Consider the following 25,723-nt stretch of genomic DNA (forward strand, 5'->3'; position numbering starts at 1 on the left):
CACGGGGGTTCGGCTAATTTCCAACGCAGGCGCTAGCCGCGCCCGCTTAGCCACCGCCACCTTCAGCCAAAGCGCCTTTTCCGAGGTCGAACCAGCCCGGCATGGGCCGCGCGATCAACCTCGGTCAAGCGCGCCCGCAGGGCTTTTTTTGTTGCCCCCACCGCTGCACGTTTCCCGAAGCTACTTCAGCCCTTCGCCGGGATGGTCAGGCCCCTCTTCACCGCCGGCCGTGCCAGACCGCGCTCCAGCCACTCGGCGACGGTCGGGAAATCGTCGAAGCCGACCAGGTCGCGCGCTTCGTAGAAGCCGATCAGGTTGCGCACCCAGCCCAGCATCGAGACATCGGCGATGGTGTAGTCGTCGTCCATGATCCACTTGCGGCCCTTCAGGCGCGTTTCGAGCACGCCGATCAGCCGCCGCGACTCGTCGCGGTAGCGCTCCAGCGGCCGCTTGTCGGCAATTTCGCGCCCGGCGAATTTGTGGAAGAAGCCGACCTGCCCGAAGATCGGGCCGATCGCCGCCATCTGGAAGAACACCCATTGGATCGCCTCGTAGCGGCGCGCCGGATCGGCGGGAATGAGCTTGCCGGTCTTGTCGGCCAGGTAGAGCAGGATGGCGCCGGACTCGAACAAGCCGATCGGCTTGCCGCCCGGACCGTCCGGATCGATGATCGCCGGTATCTTGCCGTTCGGATTGAGCGACAGGAATTCCGGCGTCCAACTCTCATTCTTGCCGATATCGACATAATGCGGCTCATAGGGCAGACCGATCTCCTCCAGCGCGATCGACGCCTTCACGCCATTGGGCGTCGTGGCGGAATAAAGCTGCAGGCGCTCGGGGTGCTTGGCCGGCCAGCGCTTGGCGATCGGAAAGGCGGACAGGTCGGTCATCGCAAACTCCGGATGCGGATCGGCGGCGGGCGGCGCTCATGGCGGGTCAGGGAGAATTAGGATCCCGGCCGGCCGGGATCAATACACCGGCAAGCGGCTTGGCATGGACACACAGTCAACCAGTGGGCCGCGGTCAAACCGTCTTGAAGGCCAGCACCGCATTGGTTCCGCCGAAGGCGAAACTGTTGCTGAGCGCCGCGCGCACCCTGCGCTCGCGCGCCGTGTTCGGCGTCACGTCGAGATCGCATTCGGGGTCCGGCTCGCGGTAATTGGCGGTCGGCGGCACGATGCCGTCGCGGATCGCCATCACGCAGGCGATCATCTCCAGTCCGCCCGAAGCGCCGAGGCAATGCGCATGCATCGACTTCGTCGACGACACCGAAAGCGAACGGGCATGCTCGCCGAAGACGCGCTTGATCGCCGCGGTCTCGATCTGATCGTTGGCCTTGGTGCCGGTGCCGTGCGCGTTGAGGTAGTCGACATCTTCCGGATTGAGCCCGGCATCCGCCAGGCAAAAACGCATTGCCGCTTCCGGTCCCTCGATGGTCGGCGCGACGATGTCGGAGGCGTCGGCCGAAAGCCCGACGCCGGCGATCTCGGCCAGAATCGTGGCGCCGCGCGCCATCGCGTGATCGTAGCTTTCGAGCACCGCCATGCCGGCGCCTTCGCCGAGCACCAGGCCGGCGCGATCGGCCGAGAACGGCCGGCACGTATCGGGCGAAAGCACCCTGAGCGCCTCCCAGCCCTTCAGCACGCCCCACACCAGCGGCGCTTCGGTGCCGCCGGCGACCATCACGTCGGCGCGGCCGAGCCTGATCTGGTCGACCGCCGAGGAGATCGCATGGTTAGCCGACGAGCAGGCCGAGGTGGCGCCGAAAACAGGGCCGCGCAACCCAAGATTCATGCTGACCTGGCCGGCGGCCGCGCCCGGCATCACTTTTGGCACGGTGAAGATGGCGGCGCGGTTGCGCCCTTCGAGCAGGATGGCGCGGTAATTCTCCTCGATCGTCTCGAAGCCCGCGACGCCGATGCCGACGATTGCGCCCATCCGGTAGGTGTTGTCGGCATGTGCGGTCAAGCCCGATTGCTGCATGGCTTCCCGCGCCGCGATCACGGCCAGCAGGCTGAAGCGGTCCATCGACACCACTTGTTTGCGGTCGATGCCATGGTCCGGCAATTGCTTGATTTCGCAGCCGGTCTTGACCTTGAGGTCATGCAGCGACGGATTGTCGATAGGGCCGATGGCCGAGCGGCCGGCGCGCATGGCGTCCCATATCGCCGCCGCATCGTTGCCGAGCCCGCAAATCCCGCCAATACCGGTAATGACGACGCGTTTTTGCATGCAGTCAGGCTTTTTTCGCGATCAGTTCGCGAACCGCCTCGACCATGTCGCCGACGTTCTTGAGGTTGCTCCAGGCATCGACCGTGTTCATCTCGATCTCGATACCGTACTTTTCCTCGAGATCGAAGATGATCTCGGTCAGCTCCAGCGAATGGATGCCGAGCGTGCCGAGATCGGTGCTGGCGGTGATTTCCTCGCCGCCGGTATCGGCATGCGCCTTGATCTTTTCGATGATCTCGGTCGTCAGCTGGTCAGCCATTCGGTTCCTTCCCTGTCGTTGCCCGACGCCAACTGATCAGCGCCTCTTTTTTGATCCCCGGACCCAACAAACGCCGTTGCCCTTACCTCGCCAGACACCGCGCGACCGCTCCAAGGTGGCTTCCCTCTATAGAAACCGAAACGATGTCAAGCAACAAGCGATATCGACAAAGCCGCCGGAGTGCTTAACCTGGGATCATGGACATGATCGGCAACACTTTGACATCCCAGCCTGCCTCGCCTTTGGCCGTCCCTCCCTTGCCTGCCCCGCAACGTGTTGCCGGACTGGGCAGGCTTTTCTGCAGCAAGAGCGGCGGCCGGACGCGCCTGCGGCGGCTTTATCAGGACGGATCGGCCAAGATCCGCCTGCCGGCGGTGCAAGGCGATCCGCTCGAGGCGGTGCTGATCAACACCGCCGGCGGGCTGACCGGCGGCGATCGCCTCGGCTGGACGGTCGAGGTCGGCGCCGACGCCTCCGCCGCCGTCACCACCCAGGCCTGCGAGAAGGTCTATCGCGCCGCCGCCGACAGGGCCGAGACAAGCGTCAACCTGCGGGTCGGTCCGGGCGGCCGCATCGCCTGGCTGCCGCAGGAAACCATCGTTTTCGACCGGGCCGCCTTCGTCCGCACGCTGGATGTCGAGCTTGGCGACGATGCCGAGGCATTGATGCTCGAAGCCACGCTGTTCGGCCGGCTGGCGATGGGCGAGCGGACAACCAACGGCAGTTTCCATGACCGCTGGCGGGTCCGCCAGGGCGGCGCGCTGGTCCATGCGGAGGATTTCCGGCTCGGCCCGGACATCGCCGCAACGCTCCAGCGGCGGGCGGCGACCGGCGGCGCGCTTGCCGTCGCCACATTGCTGCTGGTGTCGCCGCAGGCTGAAAGTCTGCTGGAGCCGGCCCGCGCCATCATCGGCGGCCCCGCCATCGGTGGTTGGGGCGGCGCCAGTTTCTGGCGCGTCGGCCGATCTGGCAAGCTTCTTGCGAGGCTCTGTGCCGGCGACGGCTACCAGCTCCGCAAGCGGCTGGTTCCGCTCGTCGAACTGCTCAATGGGCGGGCGGGCCTGCCCAAATTGTGGTCACTCTGATTTAAAATATCGGGAAGTTGCATGAACCTGACGCCGCGTGAAAAAGACAAGCTGCTGATCGCCATGGCGGCGATGGTGGCGCGCAAGCGCCTGGAGCGCGGCGTCAAGCTCAACCATCCCGAAGCCATCGCCTTGATCACCGACTTCGTCGTCGAAGGCGCGCGCGACGGCCGCCCGGTCGCGGAATTGATGGAGGCGGGTGCGCATGTCGTCACCCGCGCCCAGGTCATGGACGGCATCGCCGAGATGATCCACGACGTCCAGGTCGAGGCGACATTCCCCGACGGCACCAAGCTGGTGACCGTGCATGAACCGATCCGGTGAGGAGGAAGACAGATGCTGGAGCTCAGGCCGAATTGCGAATGCTGCGACAAGGATCTACCGCCGGAAGCGACCGATGCGCTGATCTGCACCTTCGAGTGCACCTTCTGCGCCGACTGCGTGGACAATGTGCTGGGTGGCGTCTGCCCCAATTGCGGCGGCAATTTCGCGCCGCGGCCGATCCGGCCGGCGGCCAAGCTGACGAAATATCCGCCGTCGACCAGGCGCGTGCTCAAGGCCGAAGGCTGCGGCCCGCGCAAGGCCGCTTGACCGGCTCAATTGGAAGGGCAGAAAGATGATCCCCGCTTCGACGAAACGTAGCACGCTTGCCGCGATCCTTTTCCTGGCGGCCGCCATGCCGGCCTATGCCCATGTCGGCATCGCCACGACCTCGTCCTTCGCCGCCGGTTTCGCGCACCCGCTGTCCGGTCTCGACCACATGACGGTCATGATCGCCGTCGGCCTTTGGGCGGCGCTGAAGGGCGGCAAGGCTATCTGGGCCTGGCCGCTGGCCTTTGTCGGCTTGATGCTGGCCGGCGGCGCGCTCGGCATGCTGCATGTGCCGATGCCTTTCGTCGAGCCCGGCATCCTCGCTTCCGTGGTGACGCTTGGCCTGCTGGTGGCGCTGGCGATCGACCTGCCGGTCTCGACCGGGATCGCGGTCATCGGTCTGTTCGCGCTGTTCCATGGTCACGCCCACGGCACGGAAGTGCCCGAAAACGCCGGCGGGCTGGAATACATTGCGGGCTTCGCCGCCGCGACGGCCCTTCTCCATGCCGTGGGCATCGCGGCGACCCTCAGCCTCGGCATGCGCTTCCGCAGCCTGGCGCGCGCTGCAGGTGCGGCTTACGCGGCGGCCGGCGTCGGCGTCGCCTTCGGCGTGTTGTGAGGGCGCGATGATCCCCGGCGAAATCATCGCGGCCAAGGGCGAGATCGAGCTCAACGAGGGGCTGCCGACCGTCACGCTCAAGGTCGCCAACAGCGGCGACCGGCCGATCCAGGTCGGCAGCCACTATCATTTCTACGAAACCAATGAGGGCCTGAAATTCGACCGCGAGAGGGCGCGCGGCATGCGGCTCGACATCGCCGCCGGCACCGCGATGCGCTTCGAGCCGGGGCAGGAGCGCGACGTCACGCTGGTGCCGCTGGGCGGCAAACGCGAGGTCTATGGCTTCCAGCAAAAGGTGATGGGCAAGCTGTGACGTCCGCCGGCGCGCTCACATCACTTCGGAGGCTTGGCGGCGGCATAGATGACGACCTTCCCCGGATTGTCGAATTCTACGGCGAGCACGTCCTCGGCCTGCACGCGTCGCGAATCGATCGCGTTGAAGAGCAGGGCGTTCGCCTCGATCTCCTGGCGCAATTCGGCGACATCCTCCTGATGCTGCTTCACCTTGTTCTCTATCGCCGGCGGCGGCCCGCCCTCGCTGCGCGCCGCGTCGGTCAGGAACACGATGTCGACCGTATCGAGCTTGGTTGTCTTGCGCACCGTGCCGATGTTGTCGCGGGTGCGGTCGATGGCAGTGATGACCTTTCCGGCCTCCGTCGAGGAAAGCGCCTCTTCCTGCCGGACATCGGAATCGACGATTGCCGCGGCAGGCCTGTCGTTGTCCAGCGGCTGCGCCGCGGGCGCCGCATGCGGCGCAGCCACGAAAAGCGTGGCGGCAACCGCGGAACTCCATCTTTTAAAACGCGGGGCTTTCGCCATCGCTCGCTCCTGACTGAACTCGTGGCGGGGCGACAACAGCGAAACGGTCCTGCTTGGCCGGAGGTTCCCTTCAAAAGCCGGCAGGCGGACCGTGACGCGGCCCGCATTCCCTTCAAAATATGGCTGGCGGACCGCAAGGCGGCCCGCCTGGGCGTGCAATCAGCTCGCTTTCTTGGTGATCAGCGTCAGCGCGCCATTGGGCTGCATGCTTGCGGCGATCACCTGCGCGGAGCTCATGCCTTTGGCTTCGAGCGCGGATTTGACCTTGGGCGTGGCGTCGATCGACTTGCGCAATGTCTGCAGGCCGGCATCGCCGCGCTGCGCCACGATCTGGTTGACCTGCGTCTGCGTGTCCTTGGGCAGTTCGGTGATATCGACGACGTTGACGCTCTGGATAGCGGGCGCCGCAGACTGGGCCTTCGGTGCGGCGGGCGCGGTCGGCGCGGGGCTGGGCTGCGGCGTCGGCTGCTGCTGGGCATTGGCAGTGCCCGCCATCAACGTGGTGGCGGTTGCGGCGAGAAGAATCGCTTTGAGCATGGATATTCCTTCCATCGGTTTGGCAAACGGTCCTTTTGGGCTGACCGGGGCACCTCAACCGCCAAATGGGAGCGCAAGGTGTCGCCGAGCGGGTCATTGCGTGACCATTGGGTGGCGACAATGTGCACCTCGCGTTCATTCAACTTGAATTTCGGGAGCAATCGCTGATGGCCAGGATAAGCCGTGCCGCCTATGCGCAGATGTATGGACCGACGGTCGGCGACAAGGTGCGGCTTGCCGACACCGAGCTCTTCATTGAGGTGGAGAAGGATCTCACCGTATACGGCGAGGAAGTAAAATTCGGCGGCGGCAAGGTCATCCGCGACGGCATGGGCCAAAGCCAGGTGACGCGGGCCGGCGGTGCGGTCGATACCGTCATCACCAATGCGCTGGTCGTCGATGCGCTCATCGGCATCGTCAAGGCCGATATCGGCCTGAAGGATGGCCGCATCGCCGCGATCGGCAAGGCCGGCAATCTGGACACGCAGGCCGGCGTCACCATCATCATCGGCCCCGGCACCGAGATCATCGCCGGCGAAGGCAAGATCCTGACGGCCGGCGGATTCGACGCGCATATCCATTTCATCTGCCCGCAGCAGATCGAGGAAGCGCTGATGAGCGGGGTCACCACCATGCTTGGCGGCGGTACCGGCCCGGCGCACGGCACCTTGGCCACCACCTGCACGCCCGGGCCCTGGCACATGGCGCGCATGATCCAGTCCTTCGATGCCTTTCCTATGAATATCGGCCTGTCGGGCAAGGGCAATGCCTCAAAGCCCGCGGCGCTGGAAGAGATGGTGCTGGCCGGCGCCTGCTCGCTGAAATTGCATGAGGACTGGGGCACGACCCCGGCCGCCATCGACTGCTGCCTGTCGGTCGCCGACGATTACGACGTGCAGGTGATGATCCACACCGACACGCTGAACGAGTCGGGCTTCGTCGAGAACACGGTGGCGGCCATCAGGGGCCGCACCATCCATGCCTTTCACACCGAGGGCGCCGGCGGCGGCCACGCGCCCGACATCATCAAGGTCTGCGGCCTGCCCAACGTCATCCCTTCCTCGACCAACCCGACCCGGCCATACACGGTCAACACGCTCGCCGAGCATCTCGATATGCTGATGGTGTGCCACCATCTGTCGCCGTCGATCCCGGAGGACATCGCCTTTGCCGAAAGCCGCATCCGCAAGGAGACGATCGCCGCCGAGGACATACTGCACGACATCGGCGCCTTCTCGATAATCTCTTCCGACAGCCAGGCCATGGGCCGCGTCGGCGAGGTGGCGATCCGCTGCTGGCAGACCGCCGACAAGATGAAGCGCCAGCGCGGCGCGCTGCCGGACGAGACCGGCGACAACGACAATTTCCGCGTCCGCCGCTACATCGCCAAATACACGATCAATCCGGCCATCGCGCATGGCCTGTCGAAGGAGATCGGCTCGATCACCGTCGGCAAGCGCGCCGATCTCGTGCTGTGGAATCCGGCCTTCTTCGGGGTCAAGCCGGAGATGGTGCTGGTCGGCGGCTCGATCGCCGCAGCACCCATGGGCGATCCGAACGCCTCGATCCCGACGCCGCAGCCGATGCACTACCGGCCGATGTTCGGCGCCTATGGCAAGGCCTTGACCAATTCATCGGTGACCTTCGTCTCGAAGGCCGCCTTCGACGCCGGCCTGCAGGGCAGGCTGGGCGTCGACAAGGCGATGATCGCGGTCGAGAACACGCGCGGCGGCATCGGCAAGCATTCGATGGTGCTCAACGACGCCACGCCACATGTCGAGGTCGATCCCGAAACCTACGAAGTGCGGGCCGACGGCGAGCTGTTGACCTGCGAGCCCGCGACCGTGCTGCCGATGGCGCAACGGTATTTCCTGTTTTGACAGGCGGCTGATCGGCGAATGGGCAAATATCGTTGCGGCTCGCGCGCGCAGACCGCAATATGCGGCAAAGCAGCAGCCGCATTGTGATTACGCATGCCCACCGAAATCGCCTCCCCGCATGACATCTTTCCGCATATCCGCATCGTCATGGGCATGGTGATCGGCCTCGGCGTCACGCGTCTGCTTTCGGGAACTGCCCGCATCGTCCAGCATCCAGGCCAGTACCGGCTCTATGCGGTGCATCTCGCCTGGGTCGCTTCGGTGCTGTTGATGCTGGTGCATTTCTGGTGGTGGGAATTCGGCCTCTACGCCATCGAGAACTGGACCTTCGGCAAATATCTTTTCATCATCTTCTACGCCATCACGCTGTTCCTGCTTTGCGCGCTGCTGTTTCCGGATTCGATGCTCGATTACACCAGCTACGAGGACTATTTTTATTCGCGCCGCGCCTGGTTCTTCGGACTGCTCGGCTTCACCTATCTGCTCGACGTCGTCGACACGCTGCTCAAGGGTCCCGAGCACTTTGCCCGCTTCGGCAATGAGTATCTGTTCCGCACGCCGGTCTTCGTCGCGCTTTGCCTGGTGGCGATCCTGGTACGCGACCGCCGTTTCCACATCGCTTTCGTCGCGGCTGCGCTTGTCTACCAGGTATCGTTCATCCTGCGGCTCTTCGACACCATCGTCTGAGCGCCATTGGGCTGATACGGGCGATGGTCTAAGGTTTCGGAAAAGCAAGGTTAACCATGTACAAGGCCGTCGGATCGCGCGGATCCCGGGTCAGCCGGGTGCTCTGGATGCTCGAGGAGCTCGGGCAGCCCTACGAATTCGTCGAGGTGAAGCTGCGCTCGCCGGAGGCTTACGCGCTCAACCCCTCCGGCAAGGTGCCGATCCTGATCGACGGCGACCTCCAGGTGACCGACTCGGCGGCGATCTGCGTCTATCTGGCGGACAAGCATGCCGACAAAGGCATGGGCGCCAATCCGGGTCTTGCCGGCCGTGCCGAGATGGATTCCTGGATGCATTTCGCCCAGAGCGAGCTGGAAGCGCCGCTGTGGAACAAGCTGCGCCACCGCTTCCTGCTGCCCAAGGATGTGCGGGTCGATGTCGGCCCGGCCGCAGCCTATGATTTCGCATCCGAAATAAAGGCGCTGGAACGGCGGCTTGGCGACAAGCCCTTTGCGCTGGGCGACCGCTTCTCGGCCGTCGACGTGCTGCTGGGCGATATTGGCGCCTGGGCTCGTGCCGGCCGTTTTCCGATCGAGTCCCAGCGCGTCAACACCTATTTCGATCGTGTCCTCGGGCGCCCCGCTCGTGCCCGTGCCCAAGCCAATGGCGGAGCCATGAAATGAAGCTCAACATCACCACCGATTTCACCAAGTTTCCGCGCGCTGTCTCGGTCGTTCCAGCCGGCGAGGCCGGCTCAGCGCCGCCCTACGACAAGGCAGTGCTGCCGCATGACGAGCGGCACCTGCGCCGCCGCGCCGTTGAAACCGCCGGCGGCGACAAGGTGCTGGTCGACCTGCCCGAGCCGGTGGCGCTCGGTAATGGCGACCGGCTGGTGCTGGAAGACGGCCGCCAGCTCGAAATCGTCGCCGCGCCCGAGGAGGTCTACGACATCCGCGCCCGCGACGCGGTTCATCTCACCGAACTTGCCTGGCACATCGGCAACCGTCACCTCGCGGCGGCGATCGAGGCGGAGCGCATCCTTATCCTGCGCGATCATGTCATCAAGGCGATGCTGGAAGGCCTCGGCGCCACGGTGAATGAGGTTTCGCAGCCGTTCAGCCCGGTGCGTGGCGCCTATTCCGGCCATGACCACGGCCATTCGCATGATCACGATCATGACCACCACGGCCATGATCACCACGGCCATGATCACGATCACCACGATCATGCGCACGACCATCACCACGACCACCATCATGACTGAGGAGCTTTCCAGCGTCGCGCTGCTGCGACTGATGGCCTGGCTGTCGCCGTCCTTTCCGGTCGGCGGCTTCTCCTACAGCCACGGGATCGAGCGCGCCGTGCATGACGGGCTGATCGCGGATCGTGACGATCTCGCCGGCTGGCTGGAGACGCTGGTCGAGATCGGCTCGGGCTGGAACGACGCTGTGCTCTTCGCCGAAAGCTGGCGCCGCGGACGTGACGGCGGCGATCTCAGCGAGGTTGCCGCGCTGGCCGAAGCGCTTGCCGGGTCGCAGGAGCGGCATACGGAAACCATGCTGCAGGGCACAGCCTTCCTCCACGCGGCGTCGGCCTGGTCGTCTCGAGCGCTGGAGCGCCTGCCGGCCGATTGCCCCTATTGCGTAGCAGTCGGCGCCCTTGCGGGCGGCAGCGGCATCGGCCTTTCGGATGCGCTTTCCGCCTTCCTCCAGGCTTTCTTCTCCAACCTCCTGCAGGCGGCAATCAGGTTGGGTGTCGTGGGCCAGGTCGATGCCGTCGCATTGTTAGCCGGCTTCGAATCGCTGGCGCTGGCGACTGCGTCGCGCGCCGCCGCATCGACGCTCGATAATCTGGGTGGCGCCGCCTTCATGTCGGACATCATGGCGATGAACCATGAAACGCAATATTCGCGGCTGTTCCGGTCATGACCTTTAGCGCAAACAGGATACGCATAGTAAACGCCTTTCGAGACCTCCGATCATTGCCCGTCACTGTGGTGGGGCATTCCGCAGGATCGACGATCAATATTGGATTTGGAAGATTGCTTCCACTCCGTTACGCGAAGCGCCGATCGGGGCGTCGCCGCCCCGGTTACGCAAAGCTGGCTGAACGAGACCTGTTTCTGCTTTCGGCGGACTGGGAGGTTCAGGGAGCTTGCGGTTATCGCCTTCGTTCGTCGGACAATCCGGGTCGGATCGCAAAGGAAGTACAGTCCTTGATAGGTAAGACAGTCGTGAAAACCTCGCTGAATGGATTTCACCGACAGGTCCAGATCCACTTTACCGATCGCCGGACATTACGGATCCAGCCGGACCGCTACGATTTTGACGGCTGGGACCTAAGAACCGGTCGAGATATCCTCTCTCCGGGAAGTGATCGCTGATGACCATCCTTGCCGGCATCCTCTCCTTCGTCCTGCTCCTGATCACAACGCTGCATGTCTATTGGGGCATAGGCGGCATCTGGCCGGGCACGGACCAGGCATCCTGCGCCCGCGCCGTCGTCGGCTTCCGCGGTGTCGATGAGATGCCGTCGTCATTCGCGAGTTTTGCTGTCGCGGCCTGCCTGGCATTGGCAACGCTCTGGCCGCTGGCGTTGGCCGGCGTCTTTGCGACGCCCTTTCCAAGAGAGGGCCTGGCGGCCTCGGCATTGATGATCGGCCTCGTCTTCCTCGGCCGCGGCATTGCCGGCTTCACGCCCTGGTGGCGCCGGCTTGCGCCCGAACAGCCTTTCGCGCGGCTTGACCAAAGTCTTTATTCGCCGCTTTGCCTCTTGATCGGGGCAGGCTTCGCAATCCTTGCCATCACGGAGTTTCCGGCATGACGTCGAAAAACGGTCCTCTTCGCATCGGCATCGGCGGCCCGGTCGGCTCCGGCAAGACGACGCTCACCGAAAAGCTCTGCAAGGCGTTGCGCGACGATTTTTCGATCGCCGTCGTCACCAACGACATCTACACCAAGGAGGATGCGATGATGCTCGCGCGGCTACAAGCATTGCCCGAAGAACGCATCGTCGGCGTCGAGACCGGCGGCTGCCCGCATACCGCCATCCGCGAGGACGCCTCGATCAATTTGAGGGCCATTGCCGAGCTGAACAAGAAGTTCCCCGATCTCGACATCATCTTCATTGAATCCGGCGGCGACAATCTCGCAGCCACCTTCTCGCCCGACCTTGCCGACTTGACCCTCTACGTCATCTCGGTCTGCCAGGGCGAGGAGATCCCGCGCAAGGGCGGCCCGGCCATCACCCGCTCGGATTTCCTGATCATCAACAAGAGCGATCTGGCGCCCTATGTGAACGTCAACCTCGACGTCATGGAGAGCGATGCCGGCCGCATGCGCGGCAAAAGGCCGTTCGGCTTCACCGACCTTTCGCGCGGCAAGGGATTGCAGGACGTGATCGACTTCATCGTCGAGCAGGGCGGGCTGCAGTCGGCGCGCCCGGCGGCTTGATCCGCTGAGCCAGCGTTTATCGGTTGCTGGCAGCCGCCATGCGCGGCATTCTCGGAAAACAAACCCAAGCGGAGGATTTTCGATGAGCCTTGCCCGCCTGCACAAGGAACCGCTGAGCAACCTGCCCTATTATGAGGAGCGGGTCGATCTCGCCGCCGCCTTCCGCTGGACGGCGCGGCTCAACATGCATGAGGCGGTGGCCAACCACTTCTCGCTGTCCGTCAACGACGAAGGCACGAAGTTTCTGATGAATCCCAACCAGGTGCATTTCTCGCGCATCAAGGCGAGCGACCTGCTGCTGATCGACGCCAACGATCCCGACACGCTGTCCGGCCCCAACGCGCCCGACCCGACCGCCTGGGGCCTGCACGGCGCCATCCACCGCAACGTCCCGCATGCGCGCTGCGCCATGCATGTCCATTCAATCCACGCCACCGTGCTTGCTTCGCTCGCCGATTCGACGCTGCCGCCGGTCGACCAGAACTCGGCCATGTTCTTCAACCGCCATGTCGTCGATGCAAATTATGGCGGCTTGGCCTTCGAGGAAGAGGGCGAGCGCTGCTCGCAGCTTCTCACCGACCCCAAGGTCAAGGTGATGGTCATGGGCAATCACGGCGTCATGGTCATCGGCGACACCGTCGCCGACACCTTCAACCGCATGTTCTATTTCGAACGCGCCGCCGAGACCTACATCAAGGCGCTGTGGACCGGCCGTCCGCTGCGCACGCTCTCGGACGAGATCGCCGAGAAGACCGCGCGCGAGATGGACGATTATCCCGGCCAGGCCGAGCGTCATCTGGCCGAGCTGAAGGCGATCCTCGACGAGGAAGAGCCGGTCTACCGGAATTGATGCTGGACTCCTTCCTTCTTCCCCCGGTTACGCTATGCACACATCTTCTGTGACTGGCGCGACTGATCAGGCCGAGGCTTGATTGCCAGGTGGTTCCCCCGATCCGTCGCTGCTTCGCAGCGCCACCTTCCCCCCTCCGGAGGGAAAGGAAGGGAGCGTTGCTGGGCGGGCGTTGACGGCAAAAGGCTTGGCGCCTTTCCTCTACCCCGTCGATCGGGGGAGAGGTGGCTCGGCGAAGCCGAGACGGAGTGGGGGTCGACCACCGCTACATAAGACAATGCATGCGCCAAGCTGCCATGCACGCTATCGCCAAAGGCCAGCCCGCTTGGAAATGTGTGCATGCCGTAGCCCGTTTTACGGGGAGAAGATGCCCGAAGGGCGGGGCGGCGCCGAGGTCTGAAGCTGCTCAGAGCCCCAGTTGCGCCCGCAGCTCCTCGGCGCTGTTGATGATGATCGCGCCGGCCGGGCCTTCCATCGGCGCCTCCGGCCAGAAGATCGTCTTCATGCCCGCCGCCAGTCCGGCCATGGCGCCTGTCAGGCTGTCGTCGACGGCAAAAGCATCCGCCGGATCGACGCCGGCGAGATAGGCGGCGCGCAGGAATGGTTCGGGAAGCGGCTTGCCGTCAATTACGTCATTGCGGCTGACCGTCATCATGCCCGGATAGGTGAGGCCGACGGCGCGCAGATTGGCGTCGACGATCAGCCGGTCGGAGTTGGACACCACCGCCTGCTCGACGCCGAGCGCGCGCAATTCGTTGAACACCTCGATCGCGCCGGGGCGGGGCTTCAGCGTTTCGGCCAGCGGCAGATAGTGATCGTATTTGCGCACGATCCAATCGTCGAAGGGCAGTGCGAGGCCGAACTCGTCGCGCAGCATTTCGTAGACCGGCCATGCCGCGATGCCCAGCACGCGCTGATGCAGGTCGGGCGGCGGGGCGATGCCGACGCTGCGCAGCGCCGCCACAAGTGCCGCCTCGTGCAGCGGCTCGCTGTCGACCAGCGTCCCGTCCATATCCCAGAAAACGGCTTTCGGCGTCATGCGCGGCTCCCTTCGCCGATCCCCTTAATCGGTTTCCCGGTGGAGATAAACCGTCCCGCCGGCAAATGGTTGGGCAAGCGGCGGATTGATCCTTGGGGATCAGGAAAACTGCCAAGCAATTGCTCTTTCGATAGACAATTGCGCGTCGGCGCAATCGCTGTAAGCTATGGCGCCCGTTTCAGCATTCTGCGGGCTGGGAGGCGAGACGTGAATTCGCGACAGGAAATCGGCAGCACCAGGTTGGACGACGCCGCGCGCGCCGGCTGGCTTTATTATGTTGCCGGCAACACGCAGGACCAGATCGCCGCCAAACTGGGCATCTCCAGGCAGACGGCGCAGCGGCTGGTATCGCTCGCCATGTCGGAGGGCCTGATCAAGGTGCGGGTCGATCATCCGATCGCAAACTGCCTGGACCTCGCCGCGCGGCTTAAGTCGCGCTTCGCGCTCGACCTTGTCGAAGTGGTGCCGAGCGACCCGACGTCGAGCTCGACGACGATCGGCATCGCGGAGGCGGCCGCGGCCGAGATCGAACGCCGGCTGCGCTCCGAGGCTCCCATCGTCATGGCGATCGGCACCGGGCGCACGCTGAAGGCGGCGATCGAGCAACTGCCGCCGATGGACTGCCCGCAGCACAAGGTCGTGTCCTTGACCGGCAACATCTCGCCCGATGGCTCGGCCGCCTTCTACAACGTCATCTTCACCATGGCCGACCGCGTCAAGGCGCGGTCGTTCCCGATGCCGCTGCCGGTCATTGCGTCCTCGCCGGAAGAGCGCGAGATGCTGCTCAACCAGCCGATGATCCAGCCTACATTGGCGCTGGCGGCCGAGGCCGATGTCACCTTCGTCGGCATCGGCGATCTCGGGCCCAAGGCCCCGCTCTACGAGGACGGCTTCATTTCCGAAAACGAGTTGAAGGCGCTGCAGAAGGCAGGCGGTATCGCCGAGATCGTCGGCTGGGTGTACGACCGCGAAGGCCGCATGATCGAAGGCATCACCAACGACCGCGTGTCTTCCGCCGCGCTGCCGTCGCGGGAAAGGTCGCTGGTCATCGCTCTGGCCATGGGCGAACGCAAGCTGGCGGGCATCCTGGCCGCCGTCAACCGCCGGCTGGTCAACGGCCTCATCACCGACGAACGCACGGCCGAAGCACTGCTTGCCGGCTGATTGCCCATAAAAAAGTGCCGGCTATTGCGAGCGGCCGCGCGGATCGTTGCCGTCGAGAAAACCCATGTCGCGCTGCAGATGCTCGGAAAATTCCCGGACATCGAGATAACCGCGCCTGCGGCCCGAAAACCTTGCAAATTCCCGCAGGAGCGTGAAAAACCAGCCTTGTGCCGGGGTGGAAACGAGCTTTTCCTGAACCGTGACCATGATCGTCAGCCTTCGCAATGCTTGAACTGGATTGATCGTCGACCCCAAATATCGGTCTGGCCGGTTCGTGCTTCCAATCAAACCTCGATCATGACCCATAAGGAGGCCTTATGCCCGATCTCAGCTCTCCGCAGCTTGCGCCCCTGCCGCCGCTGCAGGCGATCCGAGTGTTCGAGGCGGTGGCCAGGCACCTGTCCTTCACCAAGGCCGCGCAGGAGCTGGGCATGACCCAGGCGGCTGCGAGCTACCAGATCAAGCTGCTCGAGGAGCGCATCGGCGCGCCGCTGTTCCTGCGCCGTCCACGACAGATCGAGTTGACCGAGCCCGGCCAGCGCTTGGCGCCCGCCGTCAGCGAAGCCTTCGCCATCCTGGGCCAGGCCTATGCCGCAGCGCGCGGCGGCGCCGACGGCCTGCTCTGCATCACCACCGTGCTGACCTTTGCCTCGAACTGGCTGGCGCAGCATCTGGGCGCGTTCCAGCTCGCGCATCCGGCACTTGCCGTGCGGCTCGACACGTCGAGCCGCCTGACCGATTTCGCGCGCGAGGATGTCGATCTCGCCATCCGCTCCGGCGCCGGCAAATGGCCGGGCCTGGAGGCGCATAAGCTGCTCGACGCCGATTTCACGCCGATGCTGAGCCCCAAGCTCGCGGCTAGCATCGGCGGCGTCAGGGAGCCGGCGGACCTGTTGCGCCTGCCGATCCTCGACCCCGGCGACATCTGGTGGACGCAATGGTTCGAGGCCGCCGGCGTGACCGGGCACGACCTTGCCAAACGGCCGGGCTCCAGCATGGGCGCGCAGGCCTATGAAGCGAACGCGGCCATGGCCGGCCATGGCGTTGCGATCCTGACCAGGTCGTTGTTCAAGAACGAGATCGCCGACGGCCGCCTGGTCCAGCCCTTCGACCTCGTCGGCGACGACGGCCATGCCTATTGGCTGGTCTATCCGACGGCGCGCCGCAACGTGCCGAAGATCCGCGCCTTCCGCGACTGGCTCCTGGCCGAGATCGCCTGCCCGTAAGCCAATCGCCCTGACGTTCCTCCTCCCTAGGATCCCGGCGTGTCGCCCGACCGGGTCGTGCGGCGTCATTTCTGCTGCGCTGCAGCACAGATTCAGGGTTGACATAATTCACGCCAAGTGAGTAATTGCCCAGAGCCAAGGCAAATGCTCATCTTGGTTTATGGGAGGAATTTGATGAAACTTCGCACGCTCACCCTGGGCCTGCTGTCGGCCAGCGCCCTCGCTTTCGCCGCGAATGCCGAATCCATCACCATCGCCACCGTCAACAATGGCGACATGGTCCGCATGCAGAAGCTGACGGACGACTTCACCAAGGCCAACCCCGACATCCAGCTCAACTGGGTGACGCTTGAAGAGAACGTGCTGCGCGAGCGCGTTACGACCGATATCGCCACCAAGGGCGGCCAGTACGACGTCATGACCATCGGCACCTACGAGGTTCCGATCTGGGCAAAGCAGAGCTGGCTCCTGCCGCTCGACAAGCTCGGCGACGATTATGACGTCAAGGACATCATCCCGGCCATCGCCGGCGGCCTTTCGGTCGACGGCAAACTCTATGCCGCGCCCTTCTACGGCGAGAGCTCCTTCGTCATGTACCGCAAGGACCTGATGGAGAAGGCTGGCTTGAAGATGCCCGACGCGCCGACCTGGGACTTCATCAAGCAGGCCGCCGACAAGATGACCGACCGCGCCAACGGCGTGAACGGCGTGTGCCTGCGCGGCAAGGCCGGCTGGGGCGAGAACATGGCCTTCCTCACCGCCATGTCGAACTCCTTCGGCGCCCGCTGGTTCGACGAGAACTGGAAGCCGCAATTCGATCAGCCGGAATGGAAGAACACGCTGCAGTTCTATGTCGACCTGATGAAGGCCGACGGTCCGGAAGGCGCTTCCTCCAACGGCTTCAACGAGAACCTGGCGCTCTTCCAGCAGGGCAAGTGCGGCATGTGGATCGACGCCACCGTCGCGGCGTCCTTCGTCTCCGATCCGAAGGCCTCGAAGGTTGCGGACAAGGTCGGCTATGCGCTGGCGCCCGACAACGGCCTCGGCAAGCGCGGCAACTGGCTGTGGGCATGGTCGCTCGCCATTCCCGCCGGCACCCAGAAGGCCGATGCCGCCGAGAAATTCGTTTCATGGGCGACCTCGAAGCACTATCTCGAGCTCGTCGCCTCGAAGGAGGGCTGGGCCAATGTTCCTCCTGGAACGCGCTCCTCGCTCTATGCCAATCCTGAGTACCAGAAGGCGGCGCCCTTCGCGAAGATGACGCTGGACTCCATCAACGCCGCCGATCCGACGCATCCGACCGTCAAGCCGGTGCCCTATGTCGGCGTGCAGTTCGTCGCCATCCCTGAATTCCAGGGCCTCGGCACCACGGTCGGTCAGCTCTTCTCGGCAGCCCTTGCCGGCCAGTCGAGCGTCGACGACGCGCTGAAGCAGGCTCAGGACGCCGCCACCGCGGCGATGACCGAAGGCGGCTACATCAAGTAAGGCTCCTCCCGGTGCCGAACGCCGGTAGCACATCATGACCGGCAAGGGGCCGTCCGAAACCCAGTTCGGGCGGCCACCCTTCAAAATCGGGGAAAATTCTGGCACGACTCTGAAAATCCGGCTGACCTTGGGAGGGTGACCGTCATGGCTACTCAGCAAACCCGTTCGCTTGCCCGTTTCATGATGGCGCCATCGGTAATCCTGCTGTTCGTCTGGATGATCGTGCCGCTGCTGTTCACGCTGTGGTTCTCGTTCCAGCAATACAATCCGCTGAACCCGATCCGTAACGGCTTTGTCGGCTTCTCGAACTACGCGCTGTTCTATTCCAACCCGGCCTTCCTCTCCTCGATCCTCAACACGCTCATCATCGTTGTCAGCGTGCTGGTCATCACCGTGGTCGGGGGCATCCTTTTGGCGTTGTTGCTCGACCAGCCGATCTGGGGCCAGGGCATCGTGCGCATCCTGGTCATCTCGCCGTTCTTCGTCATGCCGCCGGTCGCGGCGCTGGTCTGGAAGAACATGATCATGCATCCGCAATACGGCGTCTTTGCCGATATAGCGCGCTTTTTCGGCGCCGAGCCGATCGACTGGTTCGGCCAGCATCCGCTGACCGCTATCATCCTCATCGTCGCCTGGCAGTGGCTGCCCTTCGCCACGCTGATCCTGCTGACTTCGCTGCAATCGCTCGACGGCGAGCAGAAGGAAGCGGCCGAGATGGACGGCGCCGGCTTTATTAGCCGGTTCATCTATCTGACGCTGCCGCATATGTCGCGCGCCATCACCGTCGTCATCCTGATCCAGACGATCTTCCTGCTGTCAGTCTATGCCGAGATCCTGGTCACCACCAATGGCGGCCCGGGCTATGCCTCCACCAACCTGCCCTTCCTCGTCTACCAGAAGGCGCTCCTGGAGTTCAAAATCGGTCAGGCGTCCGCTGGCGGCGTGATCGCCGTCATTCTCGCCAACATCGTTGCCTTCTTCGCCATGCGCGCCGTCGGCAAGAACCTGGACAAGTAGGGGGAGACGATGCCGCTTGCGCTGAACCACCCCCACTCCGTCCCGCTGCGCGGGACACCTCTCCCCCTGCCCGGGGGAGAGGAAACGCCTGCATCGAAGCCGCGCCCTTCCTCTACCCCGTCGATCGGGGGAGAGGTGGTTTGCGCAGCAAACCGGAGTGGGGGTCGACCCTGCTGCCAACATCGCCGATACGGGAGGACCTGATCATGGCACGCGCAGTCACCACCCAGCACAAGACCATCGCCACGGCCGCGGCCTGGATCGTCGCCTTGCTGATCTTCTTTCCGATCCTTTATACGATCATCACCTCGTTCAAGTCCGAGCAGGAGGCGATCCAGGGCTTTGCACTGATCCCGTCCGGCACCATGGAGAGCTATGGCGAGGTGCAGGCGCAGAGCGGCTATTTCAAGTTTTTCCTGAACTCGGTGATTCTGTCGGTCGGCTCGACGCTGCTTGCGATCCTGATTGCGGTCCCGGCGGCATGGTCTATGGCCTTCTCGCCGACCAAGCGCACCAAGGACATCCTGATGTGGATGCTGTCCACCAAGATGATGCCGGCCGTCGCGGTGCTGTTCCCGATCTACCTGATCTTTCGCGACACCGGCCTGCTCGACAGCCGCATCGGCCTAACCGTCATGCTGATGCTGATCAACCTGCCGATCGTGGTCTGGATGCTCTACACCTATTTCCGCGAAATCCCGGGCGAGATCCTGGAAGCGGCGCGCATGGACGGCGCCTCGCTGTGGAACGAGATCATCTATGTGCTGACGCCGATGGCGGTTCCCGGCATCGCCTCGACCATGCTCTTGAACATCATCCTGGCCTGGAACGAGGCGTTCTGGACCATCCGGCTCACCACCACCAATGCCGCGCCGCTGACGGCCTTCATCAGCTCCTTCTCCAGTCCGCAAGGCCTGTTCTGGGCAAAGCTGTCAGCGGCCTCGACGCTGGCGATCGCGCCGATCCTGATCATGGGCTGGTTCAGCCAGAAGCAGCTGGTGCGCGGCCTCACCTTTGGCGCCGTGAAGTAGCAACGCCCAAGCGGCGGACGACGAAGACCATCCCCGGGAGGAAACCATGGGAAACATCGCGCTCAAGAACGTCTCCAAGTCCTTCGGGTCGACGACGATCATTCCGAACATCGACCTCAACATCGAGGACGGCGAGTTCGTGGTGTTCGTCGGCCCCTCGGGTTGCGGCAAGTCCACGCTGCTTAGGCTGATCGCCGGGCTCGAGGACACCAGCGGCGGCGCCATCAGCATCGATGGCCGCGACGTCACCCGCGAGGCCCCGGCCAAGCGCAAGCTTGCCATGGTGTTCCAGTCCTACGCGCTCTATCCGCATATGACGGTCGCCAAGAACATCGCCTTTCCACTGAAGATGGCCGGCGAGGACCAGGCGACCATCGACAAGAAGGTGAAGGACGCCGCGCGCATCTTGAACCTCACCAACTATCTCGAGCGCCGCCCAGGCCAGCTGTCCGGCGGCCAGCGCCAGCGCGTCGCCATCGGCCGCGCCATCGTGCGCCAGCCTTCGGCGTTCCTGTTCGACGAGCCGCTGTCCAACCTCGACGCCGCGCTTCGCGGCACCATGCGGCTTGAGATCAGCGAGCTGCATCATCAGTTGAAGACGACGATGATCTACGTCACCCACGACCAGGTCGAAGCCATGACCATGGCCGACAAGATCGTCGTGCTCAATGCCGGCAACATCGAGCAGGTCGGCTCGCCGATGGAGCTCTACAAGACGCCGAAGAACCTCTTCGTCGCGGGCTTTATCGGCTCGCCCAAGATGAACATGATCGAAGGCGCGCCGGCGGAGAAATATGGCGCCAAGACCATCGGCATCCGGCCCGAGCATCTCAACATCTCGACCTCGGCCGGCGACTGGAAGGCGACGGTCGGCGTTGCGGAGCATCTCGGTTCCGACACTTTCCTCCATGTCCAGGCGGACGGCATCGGCACCATCAATGTCCGCGCCGACGGCGAGGTCGCGGTCAAGCATGGCGACACCGTCTACCTGACCCCCGACAAGACCAAGCTCCATCGCTTCGGCGCCGACGGCAAGGCGCTGGTGCAGTGAGGCTGAAAGGCAAATCGGCGCTGATCACCGGATCGGCGCGCGGCATCGGCAAGGCCTTCGCCGAAGCCTATGCGCGCGAAGGCGCGACAGTCGCAATTGCCGATATCGACATTGAAGCGGCGGAAGCGACGGCGAAAGCGATCGGTTCTGCCGCCTACGCGATCAGGCTCGACGTCACGGACCAGGCTTCGATCGAGGCGGCGGTGAAGATGGTCGAAGTGAACGCCGGCGGCCTCGACGTGCTGATCAATAACGCGGCGATCTTCGACCTCGCGCCGATCGTCGAGATAACGAGGGCGAGCTACGAAAAGCTGTTCGCGGTCAATGTCGCCGGCACGCTGTTCATGCTGCAGGCGGCTGCCCGTTCGATGATCGCGCGTGGCAAAGGTGGCAGGATCATCAACATGGCGAGCCAGGCCGGTCGCCGCGGCGAGCCGCTGGTCGCGGTCTACTGCGCCACCAAGGCCGCCGTCATCTCGCTCACCCAATCGGCCGGGCTCGACCTGATCAAACATCGCATCAACGTCAACGGCATCGCGCCGGGTGTCGTCGACAGCGACATGTGGGACCAGGTCGATGCGCTCTTTGCAAAATATGAGAACCGGCCCAAGGGCGAGAAGAAGCGGCTGGTCGGCGAAGGCGTGCCTTACGGTCGCATGGGCAAGCCGGAAGATCTCGCCGGCATGGCCGTGTTCCTCGCCAGTGACGAGGCCGAATACATCGTCGCCCAGACCTACAATGTCGACGGCGGCCAATGGATGAGTTGAGGGGGAGGCGCTTCTCTTCTTTCCTCCGGAGAAGACGCCATGGGGCAGGTGAGGGGCAGCATACTGGAATACCGGGTGTTGCCCCTCATCCTCGCCATCCGAAGGAGGCGGAACAGTCGGGCTGCAGATCGGCCAAAGGGTAAATGAGATGACCGTAAGACTCTCTTCCTCGAACCTCGCCATGCTGCCGGCCAAGGTCGCCGGCCCGAAATATGGCCGCTCTGTCCTGAAGGCGGGCATCGTCCATTTCGGCGTCGGCAACTTCCATCGCTCGCATCAGGCGGTCTATCTCGACGACCTGTTCGGCACCGGCGAGGGCCATGACTGGGCGCTGATCGGCGCCGGCGTGTTCGAAGGCGAGAAGATCGGTCGCGCCAAGCTGCAGGAACAGGACTGGCTGACCACCGTCGTCGAGCAGGATCAGGGTCATATGAGCGCCCGCGTCACCGGCGCCATGATCGATTTCCTGATGCCCGGCGACACGGCTGTGACCATCGAGCGGCTTGCCGATCCGGCGATCAAGATCGTGTCGCTCACCATCACCGAGGGCGGCTATTTCATCGACCCGGCCTCCGGCAAGTTCAACCCGGCCCATCCCGATATCGTCGCCGACGCACAGCCGGGCGCTGTGCCCAAGACCGTCTTCGGCATCATCCTTGCCGGACTGTTGCGTCGGCGCGCCGACGGCGTCGTGCCGTTCACTGTCATGTCCTGCGACAACATCCCCCATAACGGCCACGTCACCTCCGACGGCGTCATCGGCCTTGCGCGGCTGATCGACGAGGACCTCGCCAAATGGGTGGAGGACAAGGTCGCCTTCCCGAACGGCATGGTCGATCGCATCACCCCTGCCACCACCGACCGCGAGCGCAAGATCCTCGCCGACGATTTCGGGCTGGAGGACAATTGGCCGGTGTTCTGTGAGCCGTTCAAGCAATGGGTGCTGGAGGACCGTTTCACCGCTGGCCGCCCGACGTTGGAAAAGGTCGGCGTGCAATTCGTCAAGGATGTCTCGCCTTACGAGCTGATGAAGATCCGCATCCTCAATGGCGGCCACGCCACCATCGCTTATCCGGCCGGCTTGATGGACATCCATTTCGTGCATGAAGCCATGCAGGAGCCGCTGGTGCGCGCCTTCCTGTCGAAACTCGAGCATGACGAGATCATCCCGACCGTGCCGCCGGTGCCGGATACGGATCTGGAGGACTACTATCAGCTTATCGAGCGCCGCTTCTCCAATCCCAAGATCGGCGACACGATCCGCCGGCTTTGCCTCGACGGCTCCAACCGTCAGCCGAAATTCATCATCCCGACGATCGCCGACCGGCTGAAGGCGGGCGAGGGTGTCGCCGGCCTCGCGCTGGAATCGGCCCTGTGGTGCCGCTATTGCTTCGGCACCACCGACAGCGGCGCCGTCATCGAGCCGAACGACCCGAGCTGGGACCGCATGCAGGCGGCCGCGAAGGCGGCGAAGGACGATCCGAAGGCCTGGCTGGCGATGGAGGACATCTATGGCGATATCGGCCGTTCGTCCGTCTTCGCCGAGGCCTTCGCCCACGCCTTGAAGGTCCTGTGGGCGCACGGCGCGCGCGAAACCCTGACGCGTTACCTCGCCGGCAAGCTCTGAGGCGCCGCCGGAAGCCGCTTCGATGACGCCGGAACTGGTCATCTTCGACTGTGACGGCGTGCTGGTCGACAGCGAGGCGCTTTCGGTCTCGGCGCTGCTCGGCATGATCGAGCTGGCCGGCGGCACGGTCAGCGAGGATGCCGCCTACGAGCATTTCCTGGGCAAGAGCATGAAGAGTGTGCGCGAGATCCTCGGCCGCGATTTCGGGCTTGATATCAGCGACCGGCATCTGACCGCCATGCGCGTCGACCTGATGCGCAAATTCCGTGAGGAATTGAAGCCGATCCCAAGCGTCAAGGAGGTGCTGCCGAAGCTCGGCCGGCCCTTCTGCGTCGCGTCGTCCGGCACGCTGGAGCGCATCCGCTATGCGCTCGACGTCACCGGCCTGCTTCCGCTGCTGGAGCCGCATCTGTTCAGCGCCAGCATGGTCGAACGCGGCAAGCCCGCGCCCGACCTTTTCCTTCATGCCGCGGCAAGCATGCAGGCGCGTCCTCGCAATTGTCTGGTCATCGAGGACAGCCCGGCCGGCGTTGCCGCCGCCCGCGCGGCGGGCATGTACGTCTTTGCCTTCACCGGCGGCTCGCATGCTTCCAATCCCGCCCTGAAGGCGCGGCTTGCGTCGACGGAACCGGACTTTATATTCGCTGACATGCTGCAATTGCCCGATTTGATTGCAGGCCTGGGAGCGAGAGAAAAAGCATCTTGATCAAGAGTTTCGTTTGCGCGGTCGATGTCGGCACCGGGAGCGCCCGCGCGGGCATTCTCGACGCGCGCGGCAACCTGCTCGGCCGCGCCGATCATCCGATCGCCATGCATCAGCCCAAGCCCGATCATGCCGAGCACGATTCGGAAGATATCTGGTCGGCGGTGTGCAAATCCGTGCGGTCCGCGCTCCAAAAATCCGGCGTCGCCGCCGGCGATATCGCCGGCATCTCTTTCGACGCGACCTGCTCGCTGGTCGCGCGCGACAGGCAGGGCGGCCAGATCAGCGTATCGGTCACGGGCGAGAAGCGCTGGGACACGATGGTCTGGCTCGACCACCGCGCCATCGCCGAGGCCGATGAATGCACGACGAGCGGCCACGCCGTGCTCGATTATATCGGCGGTGTTATGTCGCCGGAGATGGAAACGCCGAAGCTGATGTGGCTGAAGCGTCATCTGCCGAAGACATGGAATGAAGCTGGCTATCTATTCGATCTTGCCGATTTCCTGACCTGGAAGGCCTCGGGCTCGCTCGCCCGCTCGCAATGCACGCTGACGGCGAAATGGACCTATCTCGCGCATGAGGAAAAAAGCTGGCGGCGCGATTTTTTCGAGTTGGTCGGCCTCGGCGACCTGTTCGAGCACGGCAATCTGCCGGAAAAGGCAAGCCCGGTCGGCGCCGATATCGGTCCGCTGACGGCGAAGGCCGCGGCCGAGCTCGGCCTCACCGAAAAATGCCGGGTGGGCGCCGGCGTCATCGATGCCTATGCCGGCGCGCTCGGCGTTTTGGGCGGTTTTGCCGGCGACGAGAGGAACATCAGCCGGCATTTGGCGCTGATCGCCGGCACATCGTCCTGCGTCATGGCGATGTCGCAAGACCCGCAGCCCTTTGCCGGGGTGTGGGGACCGTATTACGGCGCGGCATTGCCGAGGCTGTGGCTGTCGGAAGGCGGCCAGTCGGCCACCGGCGCGCTGCTCGACCACATCATCCGCTGGCATGGCGCCGGCGGCGAGCCGGACGCGGCCATGCATATGAAGATCGCCAGGCGCGTCGCCGAGCTGCGCGCCGAGGATGGCGACGCGCTGGCGGCAAGGCTGCATGTGCTGCCGGATTTCCACGGCAACCGTTCGCCGCTCGCCGACCCGCACGCCGTCGGCGTCATCAGCGGCCTGACGCTCGATTCCTCCTTCGACAGCCTGTGCAAGCTCTACTGGCGCACCGCCGTCGGCATCGCGCTCGGCGTGCGCCATGTGCTCGAGGCGCTGAACGAGAACGGCTATCTGATCGACACGCTGCATGTCACCGGCGGCCACACCAAGAACCCGCTTTTGATGGATCTCTACGCCGACGCCACCGGCTGCACGGTGGTCGAGCCGCTGGCCGACGAGGCGGTGCTGCTCGGCACCGGCATGGTGGCGGCGACCGCCGCAGGCCTCTACCCTGAGCTCAACGCGGCCTGCGTCGCCATGCAGCAGGGCGGCAGGACGCGCGCCCCCAACAAGCAAGCCGGCGCCCGCTTCGACCGCGACTACCGGATCTTCCTCGAAATGCACCGCCAGCGGCAGGCGCTCGACGCGATCGGGTAGCTTCCATCAACGCAATTCCGGCTACGCCATGCACACA

Annotated in this window: 30 protein-coding genes; 23 read left to right on the plus strand and 7 right to left on the minus strand. The window is 64.3% G+C overall.

Annotated elements, in window-relative coordinates:
- Nucleotides 1–185: 185 nt before the first annotated feature.
- The 3 genes from LB538_RS18920 to LB538_RS18930 all read right to left on the minus strand — a co-directional run bounded on the left by LB538_RS18920 (nt 186) and on the right by LB538_RS18930 (nt 2,491).
- A complete protein-coding gene (locus tag LB538_RS18920) occupies nt 186–890 on the minus strand; it encodes a glutathione S-transferase family protein (RefSeq protein WP_224525761.1) in 705 nt (234 codons plus the stop codon).
- Nucleotides 891–1,023: 133 nt separating this feature from the next.
- Entirely contained in the window at nt 1,024–2,232 is a 1,209-nt protein-coding gene (locus LB538_RS18925) for a beta-ketoacyl-[acyl-carrier-protein] synthase family protein (protein ID WP_224525758.1), read from the minus strand.
- Between the two features lie 4 nt (nt 2,233–2,236).
- Nucleotides 2,237–2,491, minus strand: a complete 255-nt coding sequence (locus tag LB538_RS18930; RefSeq protein ID WP_041003067.1) for an acyl carrier protein — start codon at nt 2,489–2,491, stop codon at nt 2,237–2,239.
- A 203-nt stretch (nt 2,492–2,694) separates the two neighbouring features.
- Between LB538_RS18930 and LB538_RS18935 the strand changes: the two genes are divergently transcribed.
- The 5 genes from LB538_RS18935 to LB538_RS18955 are packed head-to-tail and all read left to right on the plus strand — an operon-like array spanning nt 2,695 to nt 5,099.
- Nucleotides 2,695–3,576: an urease accessory protein UreD gene (locus LB538_RS18935; RefSeq protein WP_224525755.1), complete on the plus strand. Its 882-nt coding sequence runs from the start codon at nt 2,695–2,697 to the stop codon at nt 3,574–3,576.
- A 21-nt stretch (nt 3,577–3,597) separates the two neighbouring features.
- Complete coding sequence (locus LB538_RS18940; protein WP_041003069.1) at nt 3,598–3,900, plus strand: urease subunit gamma; 303 nt, start codon at nt 3,598–3,600, stop codon at nt 3,898–3,900.
- Nucleotides 3,901–3,912: 12 nt separating this feature from the next.
- The gene (locus LB538_RS18945; RefSeq protein WP_140756795.1) at nt 3,913–4,167 is read left to right on the plus strand and encodes a DUF1272 domain-containing protein; all 255 of its coding nucleotides are present in this window, start codon (nt 3,913–3,915) and stop codon (nt 4,165–4,167) included.
- Nucleotides 4,168–4,192: 25 nt separating this feature from the next.
- Nucleotides 4,193–4,786, plus strand: coding sequence for a HupE/UreJ family protein (locus LB538_RS18950; protein ID WP_224525752.1), 594 nt, complete (start codon nt 4,193–4,195; stop codon nt 4,784–4,786).
- Between the two features lie 7 nt (nt 4,787–4,793).
- Entirely contained in the window at nt 4,794–5,099 is a 306-nt protein-coding gene (locus tag LB538_RS18955; protein ID WP_224525749.1) for an urease subunit beta, read from the plus strand.
- A gap of 20 nt (nt 5,100–5,119) precedes the next feature.
- Here LB538_RS18955 and LB538_RS18960 read toward each other — a convergent pair whose 3' ends face one another.
- Both LB538_RS18960 and LB538_RS18965 read right to left on the minus strand, forming a co-directional pair.
- On the minus strand, nt 5,120–5,605 hold the full coding sequence (locus LB538_RS18960) for a hypothetical protein (RefSeq protein ID WP_140843683.1): 486 nt from the start codon (nt 5,603–5,605) through the stop codon (nt 5,120–5,122).
- A 159-nt stretch (nt 5,606–5,764) separates the two neighbouring features.
- Complete coding sequence (locus tag LB538_RS18965; protein WP_140546156.1) at nt 5,765–6,142, minus strand: hypothetical protein; 378 nt, start codon at nt 6,140–6,142, stop codon at nt 5,765–5,767.
- Nucleotides 6,143–6,309: 167 nt separating this feature from the next.
- Here LB538_RS18965 and ureC point away from each other — a divergent pair, with 167 nt between their 5' ends.
- The 8 genes from ureC (at nt 6,310) to LB538_RS19005 (ending at nt 12,990) form a co-directional block, all read left to right on the plus strand.
- Nucleotides 6,310–8,022: an urease subunit alpha gene (ureC, locus tag LB538_RS18970; protein ID WP_411909035.1), complete on the plus strand. Its 1,713-nt coding sequence runs from the start codon at nt 6,310–6,312 to the stop codon at nt 8,020–8,022.
- Nucleotides 8,023–8,115: 93 nt separating this feature from the next.
- The gene (locus LB538_RS18975) at nt 8,116–8,709 is read left to right on the plus strand and encodes a hypothetical protein (protein ID WP_224525747.1); all 594 of its coding nucleotides are present in this window, start codon (nt 8,116–8,118) and stop codon (nt 8,707–8,709) included.
- A gap of 56 nt (nt 8,710–8,765) precedes the next feature.
- Complete coding sequence (locus tag LB538_RS18980) at nt 8,766–9,371, plus strand: glutathione S-transferase family protein (RefSeq protein WP_224525745.1); 606 nt, start codon at nt 8,766–8,768, stop codon at nt 9,369–9,371.
- Nucleotides 9,368–9,952 carry an urease accessory protein UreE gene (gene ureE / locus LB538_RS18985; protein WP_224525744.1) on the plus strand — a complete coding sequence of 195 codons (585 nt, stop codon included), beginning with the start codon at nt 9,368–9,370 and terminating at the stop codon, nt 9,950–9,952. The genes LB538_RS18980 and ureE overlap by 4 nt, the downstream gene beginning before the upstream one ends.
- The gene (locus LB538_RS18990; RefSeq protein WP_411909038.1) at nt 9,915–10,616 is read left to right on the plus strand and encodes an urease accessory protein UreF; all 702 of its coding nucleotides are present in this window, start codon (nt 9,915–9,917) and stop codon (nt 10,614–10,616) included. The genes ureE and LB538_RS18990 overlap by 38 nt, the downstream gene beginning before the upstream one ends.
- Nucleotides 10,617–11,070: 454 nt before the next feature.
- Nucleotides 11,071–11,511: a DUF3995 domain-containing protein gene (locus LB538_RS18995; RefSeq protein WP_224525743.1), complete on the plus strand. Its 441-nt coding sequence runs from the start codon at nt 11,071–11,073 to the stop codon at nt 11,509–11,511.
- The gene (ureG, locus tag LB538_RS19000; RefSeq protein ID WP_042637471.1) at nt 11,508–12,140 is read left to right on the plus strand and encodes an urease accessory protein UreG; all 633 of its coding nucleotides are present in this window, start codon (nt 11,508–11,510) and stop codon (nt 12,138–12,140) included. Before LB538_RS18995 ends, ureG begins: the two co-directional genes overlap by 4 nt.
- Nucleotides 12,141–12,222: 82 nt before the next feature.
- Nucleotides 12,223–12,990 (plus strand): class II aldolase and adducin N-terminal domain-containing protein, encoded by a 768-nt coding sequence (locus tag LB538_RS19005; protein ID WP_140628305.1) that lies wholly within the window; start codon nt 12,223–12,225, stop codon nt 12,988–12,990.
- 406 nt (nt 12,991–13,396) lie between these two features.
- On the opposite strand, the gene LB538_RS19010 is transcribed toward LB538_RS19005, so the two are convergent.
- Complete coding sequence (locus tag LB538_RS19010; protein ID WP_224525742.1) at nt 13,397–14,029, minus strand: HAD family hydrolase; 633 nt, start codon at nt 14,027–14,029, stop codon at nt 13,397–13,399.
- Between the two features lie 207 nt (nt 14,030–14,236).
- Here LB538_RS19010 and LB538_RS19015 point away from each other — a divergent pair, with 207 nt between their 5' ends.
- Nucleotides 14,237–15,193 (plus strand): sugar-binding transcriptional regulator, encoded by a 957-nt coding sequence (locus tag LB538_RS19015; RefSeq protein WP_095768100.1) that lies wholly within the window; start codon nt 14,237–14,239, stop codon nt 15,191–15,193.
- Nucleotides 15,194–15,214: 21 nt separating this feature from the next.
- On the opposite strand, the gene LB538_RS19020 is transcribed toward LB538_RS19015, so the two are convergent.
- Nucleotides 15,215–15,448 (minus strand): hypothetical protein, encoded by a 234-nt coding sequence (locus LB538_RS19020; RefSeq protein WP_224629626.1) that lies wholly within the window; start codon nt 15,446–15,448, stop codon nt 15,215–15,217.
- Nucleotides 15,449–15,510: 62 nt separating this feature from the next.
- On the opposite strand from LB538_RS19020, the gene gcvA reads away from it, so the two are divergent.
- The 9 genes from gcvA (at nt 15,511) to LB538_RS19065 (ending at nt 25,686) form a co-directional block, all read left to right on the plus strand.
- Nucleotides 15,511–16,419, plus strand: a complete 909-nt coding sequence (gene gcvA, locus LB538_RS19025) for a transcriptional regulator GcvA (RefSeq protein WP_224560586.1) — start codon at nt 15,511–15,513, stop codon at nt 16,417–16,419.
- Between the two features lie 174 nt (nt 16,420–16,593).
- Nucleotides 16,594–17,904 carry an ABC transporter substrate-binding protein gene (locus LB538_RS19030; RefSeq protein ID WP_224525737.1) on the plus strand — a complete coding sequence of 437 codons (1,311 nt, stop codon included), beginning with the start codon at nt 16,594–16,596 and terminating at the stop codon, nt 17,902–17,904.
- A 144-nt stretch (nt 17,905–18,048) separates the two neighbouring features.
- Nucleotides 18,049–18,921: a carbohydrate ABC transporter permease gene (locus tag LB538_RS19035; protein WP_095768103.1), complete on the plus strand. Its 873-nt coding sequence runs from the start codon at nt 18,049–18,051 to the stop codon at nt 18,919–18,921.
- A gap of 206 nt (nt 18,922–19,127) precedes the next feature.
- On the plus strand, nt 19,128–19,952 hold the full coding sequence (locus LB538_RS19040; RefSeq protein ID WP_224525735.1) for a carbohydrate ABC transporter permease: 825 nt from the start codon (nt 19,128–19,130) through the stop codon (nt 19,950–19,952).
- A gap of 46 nt (nt 19,953–19,998) precedes the next feature.
- Entirely contained in the window at nt 19,999–21,003 is a 1,005-nt protein-coding gene (locus LB538_RS19045; protein ID WP_095768105.1) for an ABC transporter ATP-binding protein, read from the plus strand.
- On the plus strand, nt 21,000–21,770 hold the full coding sequence (locus tag LB538_RS19050; RefSeq protein ID WP_095768106.1) for an L-iditol 2-dehydrogenase: 771 nt from the start codon (nt 21,000–21,002) through the stop codon (nt 21,768–21,770). Before LB538_RS19045 ends, LB538_RS19050 begins: the two co-directional genes overlap by 4 nt.
- A gap of 148 nt (nt 21,771–21,918) precedes the next feature.
- The gene (locus LB538_RS19055; RefSeq protein ID WP_224525734.1) at nt 21,919–23,397 is read left to right on the plus strand and encodes a mannitol dehydrogenase family protein; all 1,479 of its coding nucleotides are present in this window, start codon (nt 21,919–21,921) and stop codon (nt 23,395–23,397) included.
- 22 nt (nt 23,398–23,419) lie between these two features.
- Complete coding sequence (locus LB538_RS19060) at nt 23,420–24,103, plus strand: HAD family hydrolase (protein ID WP_224525733.1); 684 nt, start codon at nt 23,420–23,422, stop codon at nt 24,101–24,103.
- The gene (locus tag LB538_RS19065) at nt 24,100–25,686 is read left to right on the plus strand and encodes an FGGY-family carbohydrate kinase (RefSeq protein WP_224525731.1); all 1,587 of its coding nucleotides are present in this window, start codon (nt 24,100–24,102) and stop codon (nt 25,684–25,686) included. The genes LB538_RS19060 and LB538_RS19065 overlap by 4 nt, the downstream gene beginning before the upstream one ends.
- Nucleotides 25,687–25,723 lie beyond the last annotated feature (37 nt).

It is taken from the genome of Mesorhizobium sp. Ca11 (genome assembly GCF_020165275.1).
In the GTDB taxonomy this organism is placed as follows: Bacteria; Pseudomonadota; Alphaproteobacteria; order Rhizobiales; family Rhizobiaceae; genus Mesorhizobium.

Bases quoted from the DNA above. Each gene is read 5' to 3' on its own strand.
- LB538_RS18920 (WP_224525761.1), bottom strand. From the start codon at position 890: ATGACCGACCTGTCCGCCTTTCCGATCGCCAAGCGCTGGCCGGCCAAG.
- LB538_RS18925 (WP_224525758.1), bottom strand. From the start codon at position 2,232: ATGCAAAAACGCGTCGTCATTACCGGTATTGGCGGGATTTGCGGGCTC.
- LB538_RS18930 (WP_041003067.1), bottom strand. From the start codon at position 2,491: ATGGCTGACCAGCTGACGACCGAGATCATCGAAAAGATCAAGGCGCAT.
- LB538_RS18935 (WP_224525755.1), top strand. From the start codon at position 2,695: ATGATCGGCAACACTTTGACATCCCAGCCTGCCTCGCCTTTGGCCGTC.
- LB538_RS18940 (WP_041003069.1), top strand. From the start codon at position 3,598: ATGAACCTGACGCCGCGTGAAAAAGACAAGCTGCTGATCGCCATGGCG.
- LB538_RS18945 (WP_140756795.1), top strand. From the start codon at position 3,913: ATGCTGGAGCTCAGGCCGAATTGCGAATGCTGCGACAAGGATCTACCG.
- LB538_RS18950 (WP_224525752.1), top strand. From the start codon at position 4,193: ATGATCCCCGCTTCGACGAAACGTAGCACGCTTGCCGCGATCCTTTTC.
- LB538_RS18955 (WP_224525749.1), top strand. From the start codon at position 4,794: ATGATCCCCGGCGAAATCATCGCGGCCAAGGGCGAGATCGAGCTCAAC.
- LB538_RS18960 (WP_140843683.1), bottom strand. From the start codon at position 5,605: ATGGCGAAAGCCCCGCGTTTTAAAAGATGGAGTTCCGCGGTTGCCGCC.
- LB538_RS18965 (WP_140546156.1), bottom strand. From the start codon at position 6,142: ATGCTCAAAGCGATTCTTCTCGCCGCAACCGCCACCACGTTGATGGCG.
- ureC (WP_411909035.1), top strand. From the start codon at position 6,310: ATGGCCAGGATAAGCCGTGCCGCCTATGCGCAGATGTATGGACCGACG.
- LB538_RS18975 (WP_224525747.1), top strand. From the start codon at position 8,116: ATGCCCACCGAAATCGCCTCCCCGCATGACATCTTTCCGCATATCCGC.
- LB538_RS18980 (WP_224525745.1), top strand. From the start codon at position 8,766: ATGTACAAGGCCGTCGGATCGCGCGGATCCCGGGTCAGCCGGGTGCTC.
- ureE (WP_224525744.1), top strand. From the start codon at position 9,368: ATGAAGCTCAACATCACCACCGATTTCACCAAGTTTCCGCGCGCTGTC.
- LB538_RS18990 (WP_411909038.1), top strand. From the start codon at position 9,915: ATGCGCACGACCATCACCACGACCACCATCATGACTGAGGAGCTTTCC.
- LB538_RS18995 (WP_224525743.1), top strand. From the start codon at position 11,071: ATGACCATCCTTGCCGGCATCCTCTCCTTCGTCCTGCTCCTGATCACA.
- ureG (WP_042637471.1), top strand. From the start codon at position 11,508: ATGACGTCGAAAAACGGTCCTCTTCGCATCGGCATCGGCGGCCCGGTC.
- LB538_RS19005 (WP_140628305.1), top strand. From the start codon at position 12,223: ATGAGCCTTGCCCGCCTGCACAAGGAACCGCTGAGCAACCTGCCCTAT.
- LB538_RS19010 (WP_224525742.1), bottom strand. From the start codon at position 14,029: ATGACGCCGAAAGCCGTTTTCTGGGATATGGACGGGACGCTGGTCGAC.
- gcvA (WP_224560586.1), top strand. From the start codon at position 15,511: ATGCCCGATCTCAGCTCTCCGCAGCTTGCGCCCCTGCCGCCGCTGCAG.
- LB538_RS19030 (WP_224525737.1), top strand. From the start codon at position 16,594: ATGAAACTTCGCACGCTCACCCTGGGCCTGCTGTCGGCCAGCGCCCTC.
- LB538_RS19035 (WP_095768103.1), top strand. From the start codon at position 18,049: ATGGCTACTCAGCAAACCCGTTCGCTTGCCCGTTTCATGATGGCGCCA.
- LB538_RS19040 (WP_224525735.1), top strand. From the start codon at position 19,128: ATGGCACGCGCAGTCACCACCCAGCACAAGACCATCGCCACGGCCGCG.
- LB538_RS19045 (WP_095768105.1), top strand. From the start codon at position 19,999: ATGGGAAACATCGCGCTCAAGAACGTCTCCAAGTCCTTCGGGTCGACG.
- LB538_RS19055 (WP_224525734.1), top strand. From the start codon at position 21,919: ATGACCGTAAGACTCTCTTCCTCGAACCTCGCCATGCTGCCGGCCAAG.
- LB538_RS19060 (WP_224525733.1), top strand. From the start codon at position 23,420: ATGACGCCGGAACTGGTCATCTTCGACTGTGACGGCGTGCTGGTCGAC.